Genomic DNA, 13,533 nt, shown 5'->3' on the forward strand with positions numbered 1-13,533 from the left:
CACACAGGAAAGGCTCGCCATGTCCACCTCCACCTCGTCCGGCACTCCCGCACTGCGCGCCGTGCGCACGGCCCTGGCCGTCAGCGGTGCGATCTCGCTGATCGTGGGTCTGCTGATCCTGCTCTGGCCCGGGCGCACCGCCCAGGTCGCCGTCGCCATCATCGCCGTCTACGTCATCATCGCCGGTCTGATCAACATCGGGATCGGCATCTTCTTCCGCGCAGGCTGGGCCCGGATCGGCTACATCGTGCTCGGTCTGCTCTTCATCGTCGCGGGCATCTTCTCGTTCGCGAACCTCGCCGCCACCACCGTGTGGTTCGGCGTCTTCGTGGGCACCCTCGTCGGCATCCTGTGGATCATCGAGGGCGTCGTCTCGCTCACGACCCTCAGCCACGGCTCGGGACGCGGATGGACGATCTTCTTCGCGATCATCAGCATCCTCGCCGGCGTCGTGCTGCTGTTCTCGCCGCTGCTCGGTGCGGTCACGCTGTTCATCCTCATCGGCGCCTCGCTCATCGTCCTGGGCGTGTTCCAGATCGTCCGGGCGATCCAGTTCGGCAAGACCGCCTGAGACATCGAACGACGAAGGGGCCGGGATGCCATGGCATCCCGGCCCCTTCTCGCGTCCGTCAGGCGACGGGAAGGTGTCGCGCCCACCAGTCGAGGACCGCGTCGAACCGCTGCACGCGGTGACGTGGACGGCCCGCGCGGGTGAGTTCGTGGTCCTCGCCGGGGAAGACGAGCATCTCGGCCTCGACCCCGTTGCGCTTCAGCGCCGCGTAGTAGCGCGTCGCCTGTTCCAGCGGGCAGCGGTAGTCGAGCTCCGAGTGCAGCACGAGGGTGGGCGTGCGCACATCGTCGACCCGCGCCATCGGGCTCTGCGCGGCGATCCGCGCGGGATCCGTGCCCACGTACTCCTGCCCGAAGAACGAGCCGATGTCGCTCGACCCCGGGAACGCGGTGGGATCGAGGAACCCGCGCTCGACGATCGCGCCGGCGAACCGGTGGTCGTGCGCGATGATCCACGCCGTCATGTATCCGCCGTACGACCCGCCCTGGACGCCGACGCGCTCAGCGTCGAGGCGCGGGTCGGAGGCGACGACGCCGTCGAAGAAGTCGATGACGTCGAAGTAGTCGAGCGTGCCCATCGCCTGACGGATCGAGCGGCCGTGCGCGCGGCCGTATCCGGCACTCCCCCGCGGGTTGCTGTAGACGACGGCGTAGCCGGCATCCACGAGCACCTGCGTCTCGTCGAAGAGGTGCACGCCGTACGACGCGTACGGTCCGCCGTGGATCTGCAGGATCACCGGGAACGGTCCCTCGCCCTCGGGGACGGCGACCCAGCCGTGGACCGGGTACCCGTCGCGACCGGCGATCTCGCGCTCTTCCGGGACCACGATGCCGCGCTCGCGCGCCGCCGCACCGTGGTCGGTGAGAGTGTGCCGCGCGTCGTCGTCGACGAGGACGAGCTCGCCGAACGATTCCGGGGCAGCGACGGCGGCGACGATCCGCCCGCCGCCGGCCGCGTGTCCGGTGACCTCCACATCACCGCCGAGGAGCTCGGTGATCTCCCCGCCGCGCGTGACGCGCAGCAGACGCAGACGTCCGCGCGTGCGGTCCTGCACGAGCACGTCGTCGCCCGGGAACGACAGGTGGGAGCCGACCTCGCCGAGGTCGATCGTCTCGGGGTCGGTGAGAGCGCGCGGACCGTCGGCCTCGAGCACCCACACGGCCGTGCCCGGCGCCACGAAATCGACGCCGGACTCGCCCACGTCGTTGCCGCGCAGGAAGATCGCGCCGTCGGGCGCGACCGCCACCTCGTCGATCGAGAGGTGCGCCGCGGCCCCCAGCAGCTCGCGCTCGGCTCCCCCGTCGACCGACACCGCGACGACCCGCGACCGCAGGTCGGCGACGCGGTCCTCGATCACGTCGGGCACACTCAGCAGCTCCCGCCCGTCCGCCGTCCAAGCCACGCCCGACCAGCTCGTCGCGCCGTCCGTGAGCTGGTGCGGCACGGACGCGACGATCCGTTTCTCGGCCGTGACGACATCGGGCGCGGGCTCGTAGAACGGCTCGGCGTCCGCGGCCGGTGCGTCCACGACGAACAGGTGCGCGGGACGATCCAGGTAGCCGTGGCCGTTCGCGTGCCACCGGATGCCGGTGATCCGGCGCGGCGGCTCGGCACCGGCATCCCGGCCCTCCACCGTGCCGTAACGACCGGGCTCGACGATCCGGGCGGTGAACGCCAGCCGCGCACCGTCGGGCGACCAGGACAGATCGGTCACTCCCCCGGCCTGGTCGGTGACCTGCACGGGCTCTCCGCCCGCGGCCGGGACGACGAAGACCTGCGCGCGTCCCCGCGCGTCGGAACGCAGGAACGCGATCGTGGAATCGTCGGGCGACAGCCGCGGCGCGCGGTCGGCGACACCGCGGGTGAGGCGGCGCGGCGTGCCGTCCGGGAGGTCGATCCGCCACAGCTGGCCCACGGAGCGGTCCGCCCCGAGGTCGGGGCGGGACGTCGCGTAGACGCTGAACGCGCCGTCGGACGAGAGCGCAGGGCGCCCGACCGACACGAGGCTCTCGATGTCGTGGGCACGCATGCTCACTCGCCCCCGAAGGAGTCCGTGTCCCCGACGAGGCGCGTGTGATCGGCGGGCACCGGGTCGAGCGCCGCGCGGGCGACCTCCGCGGCGAACTCGGCGACGTTGTAGAGCTTCCCGGCGTCCTCGCGCCGCGCGGCGATGGCGCCGGGGTTGGCGCGCTCGAGCAGCGTCGCCGTGATGGTGCCCTCGATCATGTCGCCGGACACGACGGTGAAGCCGATGCCCCGCTCCTCGAGGGCGGGGATGCGCTCGCGCAGGGCGTCCTCGCCGGCGCGCTTGGACAGCGCGACGGGCTCGTACTCGGGCATCGTCGGCGTCGTGCGGATGAAGTGGGCCTGGTGGCTCGTGACGAACACGACGCGGGCACCCTCGCGCAGGATCGGCAGTGCCGACTCGAGCACGTTGACCTGCGCGTCGCGGTTGAGCTTCAGCGCGTAGTCCTCGGCCATTCCCGACTCCATACCGCCCGAGGCGTTGAGCACCAGCACGTCGAGACCGCCGAACGTGCGCTCCACCTCGTCGAACATCGCCTGCACCGACGCCGGGTCGGTGAGGTCGGCGCCGACGACGAGGGCCTCGACGCCCAGCTCGCGCAGCTGCGCCGCGAGCTTCTCCGCGCGGGGGGCCTTGTTGCGGAAGTTGATGACGACGTTCGCGCCGGCCTCGGCCAAGTAGCGGACCGTGTCGGCGCCGATGCCGCGCGACGAGCCGGTGACGAGCGCGGTCTTGCCGCTCAGGGAGCCGGACGGGAGGGTCTGGGACACGGGAACTCCTGATGGTTCGAGATCGGATGCCGCCCACCACGACGTGGGCGGACACGACAAGAGTCCAGCCTACCGACCGGGATGCCGGCAGCCCGAGGAGGACGCCGTCCGAACGGTCGGCGGCATCCGGCCTCGCCGTGGTACGCGCGTGCTACGTTCGGGCACAGGAGGTGCGATATGGACGTTCTCTCCACCATCGACACGTTCGCCTGGATCCTCTGGCTCGTGCTGATCCTGGTCTTCCTCGTCATCGAGATGCTCACGGTCGAGCTGACCTTCCTCATGCTGGCCCTCGGCGGCATCGTCGGACTCGTCGCCGACCTCGGGGGCGCACCGCTGTGGCTGCAGGTGATCATCGCCGCGATGGCGGCCATCGCTCTCGTGGTGTTCCTGCGGCCCCGGATGCTGCATCGGCTGCAGCGATCCGCGGACACCCGCCCCTCGAACGTCGAGGCGCTCCTGGGCCTCGAGGGCGAAGTGCTGATCACCGTCTCGCGGGTCGCCGGACAGGTGAAGCTCGCCAACGGCGACGTCTGGACCGCGCGCAGCGACGGCGACGCGCACCTCGACCCCGGCGCGCGCGTCGAGGTCGCCCGCATCGACGGCGCCACCGCCGTCGTCCGTGCCCGAGGGCAGGAGAACACACCATGAACGCCGAGAATCTGATCCCCGCCGCCATCGGCTGGGCTCTCGCGATCACCGTCGCCATCCTGGCGATCGTCACGGTCTTCCGGGCGATCCGCATCATCCCGCAGGCCCGTGCGGGCGTGGTCGACCGCCTCGGCCGGTACCACAAGACGCTCCTACCGGGTCTCAACATCGTGGTGCCCTTCGTCGATCGCGTGCGACCGCTCATCGACATGCGCGAGCAGGTCGTGTCGTTCCCTCCTCAACCCGTGATCACCGAGGACAACCTCGTGGTCTCGATCGACACGGTCGTCTACTTCCAGGTCACCGACGCCCGAGCGGCGACGTACGAGATCGCCAACTACCTGGGTGCCGTCGAACAGCTCACGACCACGACCCTGCGCAACGTCGTGGGCGGCCTGAACCTCGAAGAGGCGCTGACCAGCCGCGACAACATCAACGGGCAGTTGAGGGTGGTGCTCGACGAAGCCACCGGCAAGTGGGGCATCCGGGTCGGCCGCGTCGAGCTCAAAGCCATCGACCCGCCCGTCTCCATCCAGGACTCGATGGAGAAGCAGATGCGCGCGGAGCGCGACCGGCGCGCCGCCATCCTCACCGCCGAAGGCTCGAAGCAGTCCCAGATCCTCGAAGCGGAGGGGCGCCGACAGGCGGCCATCCTGCAGGCCGAGGGCGACAAGCAGGCCGCGGTCCTCCGCGCGGACGGCGAGGCCCAGGCCATCCACGCCGTGTTCTCGGCGATCCACGAAGGTCGGCCCGACGACAAGCTTCTGGCGTACCAGTACCTCCAGACGCTGCCGAAGATCAGTGACAGCGCCTCCAGCAAACTGTGGATCATCCCGAGCGAGTTCACCGAGGCGTTGAAGGGAATCTCGGGCGCGTTCGGACCGCGCGCGGCCGGGGACGCGGAAGCGGGGGCGGCCGCGACGACTCCGACCGCCCCGTCCGTGGTGACCGACGAGCGCGGCGCCGCCGCCCCCGCCGAGTCATGACGCGCCACCCGTACCTCTCCCCCGCGCCGCCGCGCGTGCTCGCGCACCGCGGACTCGTGACCGCGGACGACGCGGCCCACGGCGCCGTCGAGAACTCCTTCGCCGCCGTCGCCGCGGCGCACGCCGCGGGCGTCGCGTACGTGGAGTCCGACTGCCACCTCACCGCCGACGGCGTCGTCATCCTCTTCCACGACGACGATCTGAGCCGTGTCACGGGAGACCCCCGCAAGATCGCCGACGTCCGCCTCCCCGAACTCGAAGACCTCATGGCCGGCCGCGGGGGCCTCGTGACCCTGCCGCAGGCCCTCGAGGCGTTCCCCGACGTCCGGTTCAATCTCGACGTCAAGGCCGAAGCCGCCGCCGAGCCCGTCGGACGCCTGGTCGCCCCGCACGCCGAGCGCGTGCTCGTGACGAGCTTCTCCGACGACCGACGGCGCGCAGCGCTCGCGGCCGCCCGGACGGCGGGCGCCGCCCTCCGGCCCGCGACGTCTCCCGGATCGTCGACCGTCGCGCGACTGGTGGCCGCCCGGAGACTCGGGCTCCGCGCCACGGTACGGCGTCTGCTGACGGATCTCGACGCGCTCCAGATCCCCGAGCGCCAGGGCCCCGTGCGCATCGTCACCCGCGGGCTCGTCGACGCCGCGCACGCGGCCGGCGTGGAGGTTCACGTCTGGACGGTGAACGACCCGGAAGACATGCAGCGACTGCTCGATCTGGGTGTCGACGGACTCGTCACCGACCGCGCGGACGTCGCGCTCGCCGTGGTGAACGAGCGCTGAACACACGATGGCCTGAGCATCCTCTGTGAATCTCGTCGCGCAGCCCCCCGTTCGAATAAAGCGCACAGGTGCGGCCGTTATACATGGGGACCGACGAGAGGACCACACAATGGCAGATCGCAGTCTTCGAGGCATCCGACTCGGCGCACAGAGCCTTCAGAGCGAAGACGGGGTCGTTTTCCACGACCGAGCCCAGCACACCTACGCCTGCAGCACCTGCGGGCGCGAGACGGTGCTCACCTTCGCCGCCGATGCCGAGGTTCCCCCGGCGTGGGAGTGCCGCACGTGCGGTGCCGAGGCGCTGCTGCGCATCGGCGACGGGACCGCCACCGTTGACCACAGCGACGACAAGGCGCCCCGCACGCACTGGGACATGCTCCTGGAGCGTCGCACGATCCCCGAGCTCGAAGAGCTCCTGGAAGAGCGCCTCGCGTTCCTGCGGGCCCGCCGCGGCGGAGATCAGAAGATCAGCGCGTAACGCGGATCACGGATTCAGACGCCGGTTCCCTCGGGAGCCGGCGTCTTGTTCGTGCGCCCGCGCACCAGCACGCCGACACCCGCGGCGATGAGGACGACGAGACTCCCCCAGCCCAGGACGATCTTGATCGCCGGGCCGATGACCACGGCGGGGGTGAGGCCCGTCCGCAGCGGCACGTCGGTCAGCATGTGTCCGGCCGTGTCGACGGGCAGCTGGTCGAGGGTCGCCCCATCGGGCGCGATGATCTGACTCGTGCCCACGGTCGACAGGTTCACGACCGATCGCCCCGTCTCGATGGCGCGCATCCGCGCGAACGCGAGCTGCTGCAGGTTCTCGTCGGTCCCGCGGAAGTCGGCGTTGTTGGTCTGGAACATGAACACCTCGGCCCCCTGATCCGCCCCGTCCCACACCACGTCGTCGTAGATGACGTCGAAGCAGATCGCGAGCCCCACGCCCACCCCGTTCACGTCGAACACGGGACTGGCCGTGCCCGGGGTGTACTCGCGGCCGATGAGTCCGATCAGGTCGGGGGCGAACGGCTCCCAGAAGGCCCGGTCGGGCACGTACTCGCCGAAGGGCACCGGGTTGCGCTTGTCGTAGGTCTGCTGCGGCCCGCCATCCGCGGTCCACAACAGGGCCGAGTTGTACAGGCGCGGCCCGCGCTCGGTCACCGCCGAGACCAGGAGCGGCGCGTCGACGCGTCGGGACAGCTCGTCGAGAACGCCCGCGGTGGTCTGGTTGCGGGTCGGATCCGAATCGACGCCGCCCTCCGGCCACAGCAGCACGTCCATGTCCTGGCCGAAGAGAGGGGCGGATGCCGCCAGCTGCGCGTTCAGCACCGCGTTGCGCTCGCGCTGGTCGAAGTAGCCCGCCGGGCCGTTGCCCTGGACCGCGCCGACGCGCATCGAACCCACCGCGGTGGTCGGGAACTGCGGCAGCGCCACGAGGATTCCGAGCACGAGTGCCGCGGGTACAGCGGTGAGCAGGCGGCGGAACCGGGCGACTCGGACGTATTCGACGGCCATCGCGCAGAACAGGACGACGAGGAAACTGAGCCCCGACATCCCGACCCACGACGCGACCTCCGCGAACGGCCCGTTCACCTGCGACACCCCGATGCGCCCCCACGGGAAACCGCCGTACGGCCACGAGCCGACGATCTGCTCCCGGAGGGTCCACAGGGCCGCCACCAGCGTCGGCAGCAGCACGAGGCGCCCCCACGGCCCCGGCGCGATCCGCGGCATCCATCGGTACGCCAGCGCGATCGGGACGGCGAACGCGGCCGTCAGCAACGACTCGAGCACCGACAGGGCGATCCACGGAATCGGACCGAGATACCGCGCGGTGAAAAGGAGGTTGACCGAGAAGAACGCGGCGCCGAAGAGGAAGCCGACGAGCGCGGCCGACCACACGCGTCGACCGGCGAGGGCGGTCAGCGCCATCGCCACCGCCGGGAACGCCACGGGCCAGAGAGCCGGGGCGGGGAACGCGGCGACCAGGAGCAGGCCCGCGGCCGTCGAGAGCGGCGCGGCGAAGGCGAGGCGGAGGATCGGTCGCGGCGCGTCGGCGAGGGGCACCCGTCCAGCCTAAGCGGCGGGGCCGGTGACCTCGGCGCGGTCGGGCGACGCCGCCGGGGAGGGATCCCGCTACGCCGAGGTGTAGGCGACGATTCCGCGCCGCACCGAATCCAGCGCCGTCCGCGCCGTCTTCGCGAGCTTCGGCTCGGCGACGAGCGAGATCTGGTCGAGCAGATCGATCGTCTGCTTCGCCCACCGCACGAAGTCTCCGGCCGCCATGTCGGCGAGCGTCAGCACGCTGTCCAAAGGCAGCCCGCGGGCCCAGCCGTGCATGGCCGGAGCGAGGCCCGACGCGGGCGTCTCCGACCCCGGGAGACGATGGTCGCGTTCGAGGTCGTCGAGTTCCTGCCACAGCGTCTGCGTGGCATCCAGGGCCGCACGGAAGGGTCCGCGCGGCAGGCCCCGCTCCCCCGGACCCGCCTCGTCGCGACGCGGTTCGTAGACGAGGCAGCACGCGAGGGCGGCGAGCGACGGTGCGTCGAGGGCGCTCCACAGACCCTGGCGGAGCGACTCGGCCACGAGCAGATCACGCTCGCCGTAGATGCGGCGCATGGTGCGTCCGGCGGGCGTGAGCGTCGTGGCCCCGTCGGCGTCGATCTCGACGTACTCCAGGGCGGCCAGGACGTCGACGACGCGGTCGAACACGCGCGCCACCGTTCCGGTGCGCTGGTCGATCTGCTGCCGCGTCTTGTCGGTGGAACGCTTGAGCTTCCAGTACCGCTCGGCCCAGCGGGCGTGAGCCTCGCGATCGGGGCAGGAGTGACACGGATGCCTCTGCATGCGGCGCCGCAACGACTGGATCTGCTGCTGCCGCTCGTCGCGCAGGCGACGCGGAGCCGTCGCGTCGCGCCGATTGATCTTCTCGAGATCGGAGAGCTCGCGGCGGATCGTGGAGTACTCGCGGAAGTCGCCGCGATCGCACGTCATCGCCGTCTCGTAGCCGGAGAGCGACTCCTCCGCCTCCTTCACCTGACGAGCGAGTCCGACGACCGAGCGGTCGGCCTGGAACTGCGCGAACGACGACTCGAGGATCTCGCGGGCACGGGCGCGACCGAACCGGTCGATGAGGTTGACCGCCATGTTGTACGTCGGCCGGAAGCTGGAATTGAGCGGATAGGTGCGGCGCGACGCGAGAGCGGCGACGGACTGCGGTTCGAGTCCCTCGGTCCACTGCACGACCGCGTGACCCTCGACGTCGATGCCTCGACGACCCGCCCGGCCGGTGAGCTGCGTGTACTCCCCCGAGGTGATGGCGACCCTCGCTTCGCCGTTGAACTTCTCGAGCTTCTCCAGCACCACGGTGCGGGCGGGCATGTTGATGCCCAGCGCGAGGGTCTCCGTCGCGAAGACCACCTTGACGAGCTTGCGACGGAAAAGCTCCTCGACGACCTCTTTGAACGCCGGGAGAAGGCCGGCATGGTGGGCGGCGATGCCCCGCTCGAGGTTCTCGCGCCACTCCCAGAAGTGCAGGACCGCCAGGTCTTCGTCCTTGAGCGCGAACGTGAGCTCCTCCACGACCCGACGGATCTCGGCGCGCTCCTCCGGCGAAGTGAGCCGCACGTCGGCCCGTCGCAGCTGCTGCACGGCGGCGTCGCAGCCGGCACGGCTGAAGATGAAGAAGATCGCGGGGAGCAGGTGGTTCCGCCGCAGCAGGTCGACGACCTGCGGGCGATCGATCCGTTCGATGCGCGGGGCGTGCGCCGCGCGCAACGGTCGCTGGCCTCCCCGCGGCTGACGCTTACCGCCCGCGTGGCGGGCCGAGCGGTACTCCTGCGCGCGTCGGTTGCTCTCGAACGTCGCGGCGTGACCCCCGCGGATCCGGAGGAGCTCCTGATTCACCTGCGCGGTGGCGACTCCGGCGCGGTCGTCGAAGAGCGGAAGCAGATCTCCGCGGACGAGGACGTGCTGCTCGAGCGGCACGGGGCGCGTCTCGGACACGATGACCTCGGTGTCGCCGCGGACGGTGTCGAGCCAGTCGCCGAATTCCTCGGCGTTGGAGACCGTTGCGGACAGCGACACCAGGCGGACCGAGCGGGGAAGGTGGATGATGACCTCCTCCCACACCGCTCCGCGGAAACGGTCGGCGAGATAGTGCACCTCGTCCATCACCACGAACCGGAGCCCGCGCAGCGCCGGGGAATCGGCGTAGAGCATGTTCCGCAGCACTTCGGTGGTCATCACCACGACGCGCGCCGACGCGTTGATGTTGGTGTCGCCGGTGAGCAGCCCCACCTCGTCGTCGCCGTACACCTCTTGAAGCTCGCGGAACTTCTGGTTCGACAGCGCCTTGATCGGCGTCGTGTAGAACGCCTTGTCACCCGGCTCGAGCATCGCCAGGTGAATGGCGAACTCCCCCACGATCGTCTTCCCGGCTCCGGTGGGGGCTGCCACCAGGACGCTCCTGCCGTCCTCGAGGGCCTGGCATCCGGCGATCTGGAACGGATCCAGGTCGAATCGCTGGGACTCCGCGAAATCGGCGGTCAGGGGGTGCCGGGCACGGGCCGAGGCCCGCGCGAATCGATCTGCCGCGCTGAGTCCGCTCACACGATCGATTTTGGCAGACCCATCGCGTCGAGGCGCTTGGCCTTGCGGCGGTCGAAGAGCAGGGATACTCCCGCGGCGGCGAAGAAGAGCACGACCAGGATGCCGGCGAGCATCACCATGCTGATCACATCGGCGGCCGGGGTCGCCAGGGCGGCGAACACGGTGGCGACGATGATCGCGACGCGCCACCCCTTGAGGATCGCCTTGCCGGTCAGGACCCCCGCGACGTTGAGCGCGACCAGGAACACAGGCAGCACGAATGCGACCCCGATGACGAGCATGAGCTTGAAGACGAAGTCGTAGTACTCGGTCGCGCTGAACAGGTTCGCCGCCCCGTCGGGGGTGAAGCCCGCCATCAGCTCGATCACGTGCGGAACGATGAGGAGTCCGACCCAGCAGCCGATGAAGAACAGGGGGATGGCCGCGCCGACGAAACTCGCCGTGTACCGGATCTCTTTGCGCGTGAGACCCGGCACGACGAACGCCCAGATCTGCCAGATCCACACCGGGGCGGAGAGGAAGATGCCGATCGTGAAGGCGATCCGGATACGGAGATCGAACGCCGACGTCACCGTCGGGAAGTTCAGCATCGATTGGGCGTCACCGCGCTGCTCGTTGATCACACGGATGGGCTCGGTGATCAACTGGATCACCGGATCGGTGATGATGAACGCGATCACCATGCCGACGACCAGGCCGAGCGCGGCGATCACCAGCCGCTTGCGAAGTTCGACGAGGTGAGCGCCGATCGACATGCGCTTGTCGCGCCGCGGTCCTTCCGGCACGTCGATCCGCGGCGGCCCTGCCGTGGCCACGCGCTACGCGGGGGTGTCGTTCGACGCCCGCTTCTCGGGCGTCACAGACGAAGCGGTTCCGGCCTCGGTGGCGCGGGGAGCCTCGGGAGACGGTGCGGCGACCTCGTCGTCGCGCTTCATCTCCTTCATCTCGCTCCGGAAGACGCGCGCGGACTGCCCCATGCTCTTGGCCAGGGCGGGGAGCTTCGCGGCACCGAACAGCAGCAGGATGACCGCGAGAACGATCAGCAGGTGCCATCCGTTCAGATTGCCTAGCATGAGGACTCCTCAGTCTCGTTCGGGCGTGTCCTCCAGTGTAGCCCGTGCGCCTCGACGACGGCCGGAGAACCCTCCGCGTTCACCCCTCGGGCGAGACGTCGCCGCGGTACTGCGCGAGACCCGCGGCCGCCCACGCCGCCGCCGCGGTGCGCGCACCGGTCGGTTCGAGCAGCTCGACCTCGCCGCCGCGGCGGGCGGCCAGGCGCTTCAGGCTCTGCTCGTCGGCGAGACGGAGAGAGGCGACGGCCACCTCGCCCTCGCCCTCGATCGTGGCGCGCTCGAGGTAGTCCGACAACAGCGGCGCCACCGCGCGGGGGAACCGGAAGCGGGCGACCACCTCGTCGTCGGAGGGGGCGAAGAGCTCGGGCACGGGGTCGGCGCCATGGACGGCCGGGATGTCGGTGAGCTCGGGATCGCCGACGCGTTCGAGATGGAAGGTCCGCACCGCCTCGCGCGTGTGGCACCACCCCTGCAGATACCACTGCCCGCCGGCGATGTGCACCTTGATCGGGTCGACGGTGCGGATCGTGGGTTCCGCGCCCGGAGCACGGTAGGTGAACGAGACCGCCACTCCCCGCCGGAGCGCACGGTCGACCACGTCGCGGACGCCGTCGACCGGTCCCGGCGCGACGATCACGGCGGGCGGAGTCGACGAGGCACCGCGCCGCAGCTTGGCGAGCAGGCCCGTGACGAGCGCGCTGTCGCCGACGCCCGGGAGGGTGCGGGTCAGCTGGAGCCCGGCGAGCAACGCGGCCGCCTCGCGGGCGGTGAGGCGCGGCGACCGCTCGAGACCGACGGTGTTCGTGATCGAGATGACGTCATCCCGGTCGAGGAGATCCCAGTCGATGTCGAACAGTTCGTTCGGGAGCTGCCAGTAGCCGCCCTCGCCGGGCAGTCCGATGACGGTCAGTCTCTCGACCATCGCCCGCATCTGGTCGGCGGTGACGTCGAAATCGGCCGCGGCCTCGGCGATGGACACCTCGCCCTTGCCGATGATGTAGGGCACGAGCTGGAGCAGGAGGGCCGCTCGGTCGAGGGCCGGGAGCGCGCGGTCGGAACTCATGCGGCACCCCCGTGCAACGCGAGCGTCGCGCTGAGGCGGCGGATCACCTGGTCGCGGAGGTCGTCCGGCGCGACGACTCGCACCTCGGGCCCGTAGGACGCGAGCTCGTCGGCGAATACGTGCAGGTCGACGTACGGGACGATGATGCCCTGCGGGGCGGACTCCGCCCGCCGCGACAACCGCAGCGCGGCCTCCGTCCCGGGATGGACCTCCAGCAGCGCCCGCTGCCGCCGTGCGACCGCCTCGAGCCCCGCGAGCGCCCGCTCCCCCGCTCCCACCCGCAACGCCTCGTCGAAACGCTCCCGGGTCACCGCGACGTCCCCGACGATGCGCGAGAGCAGGAACGTGCGCTCGGCATCCATCGTCAGATCGAAGCCGAACACGTGCCACCGGGCTTCGTACTCCAGGAGCGCCAGCGGACGGATGCGACGCTCGCGCGACCGCGCGTCGCCCGGACGCAGGTAGCTGAACGTGACCACGCGGCATTGCTCGATCGCGCGCTGCAACGCGGGGAACGCGGCATCCCGCGCCCGGATGCGCGGCGCGTAGCCGATGATCGGCTCATCGACGGGGATGCCGAGCGCGCGGATCTTGCGCAATCCGCTGCGCGCGTCCAGGGAGAGCGACTCGCTCCCCCAGACGCTGCCGGCGATGTTCAACAGCGCGACCTCGGCGGGGCTGAAGGAGATGTCGTCGGGGAGTGCGTACTCGGCGGTCGGCACCCGATAGCGCGCCTCGCGCAGGTCTTCGGGGTCGGCACGGTCGCCGATGGTCTCGATGGGAACGCCGAGCCCGCGCAGGTTCTCTTTGTCGCGCTCGAACATCTTCTCGAGCGCGTCCTTCGACGCCCCGGCCTCCCACTGCTCGCGGTAGCCCGCGACCGACGACAGGATCGTGTCCTTCGTCAGCCCCTGTTCGGTCGCCATGAGGGCGACGACGAGGTTGACCAGGCGCTCCTCCGGAGCGGGTCGGGACGAGGTGGCGGACACCCGCCCATCCTAGGCGCGGTGGTCGG

Annotated in this window: 13 protein-coding genes; 5 read left to right on the top strand and 8 right to left on the bottom strand. The window is 70.6% G+C overall.

Features of this window, described 5'->3' with window-relative positions; all coding sequences use genetic code 11:
• Window positions 1-19: 19 nt before the first annotated feature.
• A complete protein-coding gene (locus BW982_RS02750) occupies window positions 20-571 on the top strand; it encodes an HdeD family acid-resistance protein (protein ID WP_076490548.1) in 552 nt (183 codons plus the stop codon).
• Window positions 572-629: 58 nt separating this feature from the next.
• On the opposite strand, the gene BW982_RS02755 is transcribed toward BW982_RS02750, so the two are convergent.
• Window positions 630-2,600: a S9 family peptidase gene (locus BW982_RS02755; RefSeq protein WP_076490549.1), complete on the bottom strand. Its 1,971-nt coding sequence runs from the start codon at window positions 2,598-2,600 to the stop codon at window positions 630-632.
• A gap of 2 nt (window positions 2,601-2,602) precedes the next feature.
• Window positions 2,603-3,367 carry an SDR family oxidoreductase gene (locus tag BW982_RS02760; protein WP_076490550.1) on the bottom strand — a complete coding sequence of 255 codons (765 nt, stop codon included), beginning with the start codon at window positions 3,365-3,367 and terminating at the stop codon, window positions 2,603-2,605.
• A gap of 177 nt (window positions 3,368-3,544) precedes the next feature.
• Between BW982_RS02760 and BW982_RS02765 the strand changes: the two genes are divergently transcribed.
• From BW982_RS02765 to BW982_RS02780, 4 genes are all read left to right on the top strand, one after another.
• A complete protein-coding gene (locus BW982_RS02765; protein ID WP_076490551.1) occupies window positions 3,545-4,018 on the top strand; it encodes an NfeD family protein in 474 nt (157 codons plus the stop codon).
• Entirely contained in the window at window positions 4,015-5,004 is a 990-nt protein-coding gene (locus BW982_RS02770; RefSeq protein WP_076490552.1) for an SPFH domain-containing protein, read from the top strand. Before BW982_RS02765 ends, BW982_RS02770 begins: the two co-directional genes overlap by 4 nt.
• Window positions 5,001-5,783, top strand: coding sequence for a glycerophosphodiester phosphodiesterase family protein (locus BW982_RS02775; protein ID WP_076490553.1), 783 nt, complete (start codon window positions 5,001-5,003; stop codon window positions 5,781-5,783). The genes BW982_RS02770 and BW982_RS02775 overlap by 4 nt, the downstream gene beginning before the upstream one ends.
• A 109-nt stretch (window positions 5,784-5,892) precedes the next feature.
• Window positions 5,893-6,261, top strand: coding sequence for an RNA polymerase-binding protein RbpA (locus BW982_RS02780; RefSeq protein ID WP_076490554.1), 369 nt, complete (start codon window positions 5,893-5,895; stop codon window positions 6,259-6,261).
• Window positions 6,262-6,275: 14 nt separating this feature from the next.
• On the opposite strand, the gene lnt is transcribed toward BW982_RS02780, so the two are convergent.
• The 6 genes from lnt to BW982_RS02810 form a co-directional block, all read right to left on the bottom strand.
• A complete protein-coding gene (lnt, locus tag BW982_RS02785) occupies window positions 6,276-7,838 on the bottom strand; it encodes an apolipoprotein N-acyltransferase (RefSeq protein ID WP_076490555.1) in 1,563 nt (520 codons plus the stop codon).
• Between the two features lie 69 nt (window positions 7,839-7,907).
• Entirely contained in the window at window positions 7,908-10,382 is a 2,475-nt protein-coding gene (locus BW982_RS02790) for a DEAD/DEAH box helicase (protein ID WP_083696487.1), read from the bottom strand.
• Window positions 10,379-11,137, bottom strand: a complete 759-nt coding sequence (gene tatC, locus BW982_RS02795) for a twin-arginine translocase subunit TatC (RefSeq protein WP_076491790.1) — start codon at window positions 11,135-11,137, stop codon at window positions 10,379-10,381. The genes BW982_RS02790 and tatC overlap by 4 nt, the downstream gene beginning before the upstream one ends.
• 63 nt (window positions 11,138-11,200) lie before the next feature.
• Window positions 11,201-11,455, bottom strand: a complete 255-nt coding sequence (gene tatA / locus BW982_RS02800) for a Sec-independent protein translocase subunit TatA (RefSeq protein WP_076490556.1) — start codon at window positions 11,453-11,455, stop codon at window positions 11,201-11,203.
• A 79-nt stretch (window positions 11,456-11,534) separates the two neighbouring features.
• A complete protein-coding gene (locus BW982_RS02805; protein ID WP_076490557.1) occupies window positions 11,535-12,518 on the bottom strand; it encodes a helix-turn-helix transcriptional regulator in 984 nt (327 codons plus the stop codon).
• Entirely contained in the window at window positions 12,515-13,507 is a 993-nt protein-coding gene (locus BW982_RS02810; RefSeq protein ID WP_076490558.1) for a helix-turn-helix transcriptional regulator, read from the bottom strand. The genes BW982_RS02805 and BW982_RS02810 overlap by 4 nt, the downstream gene beginning before the upstream one ends.
• Between the last annotated feature and the right edge of the window lie 26 nt (window positions 13,508-13,533).

It is taken from the genome of Microbacterium sp. RURRCA19A (assembly GCF_900156455.1).
Taxonomy (GTDB): Bacteria; Actinomycetota; Actinomycetes; order Actinomycetales; family Microbacteriaceae; genus Microbacterium.

Bases quoted from the DNA above. Each gene is read 5' to 3' on its own strand.
- BW982_RS02765 (WP_076490551.1), top strand. From the start codon at position 3,545: ATGGACGTTCTCTCCACCATCGACACGTTCGCCTGGATCCTCTGGCTC.
- BW982_RS02775 (WP_076490553.1), top strand. From the start codon at position 5,001: ATGACGCGCCACCCGTACCTCTCCCCCGCGCCGCCGCGCGTGCTCGCG.
- tatA (WP_076490556.1), bottom strand. From the start codon at position 11,455: ATGCTAGGCAATCTGAACGGATGGCACCTGCTGATCGTTCTCGCGGTC.
- BW982_RS02755 (WP_076490549.1), bottom strand. From the start codon at position 2,600: ATGCGTGCCCACGACATCGAGAGCCTCGTGTCGGTCGGGCGCCCTGCG.
- BW982_RS02780 (WP_076490554.1), top strand. From the start codon at position 5,893: ATGGCAGATCGCAGTCTTCGAGGCATCCGACTCGGCGCACAGAGCCTT.
- BW982_RS02805 (WP_076490557.1), bottom strand. From the start codon at position 12,518: ATGAGTTCCGACCGCGCGCTCCCGGCCCTCGACCGAGCGGCCCTCCTG.
- tatC (WP_076491790.1), bottom strand. From the start codon at position 11,137: ATGTCGATCGGCGCTCACCTCGTCGAACTTCGCAAGCGGCTGGTGATC.
- BW982_RS02750 (WP_076490548.1), top strand. From the start codon at position 20: ATGTCCACCTCCACCTCGTCCGGCACTCCCGCACTGCGCGCCGTGCGC.
- BW982_RS02770 (WP_076490552.1), top strand. From the start codon at position 4,015: ATGAACGCCGAGAATCTGATCCCCGCCGCCATCGGCTGGGCTCTCGCG.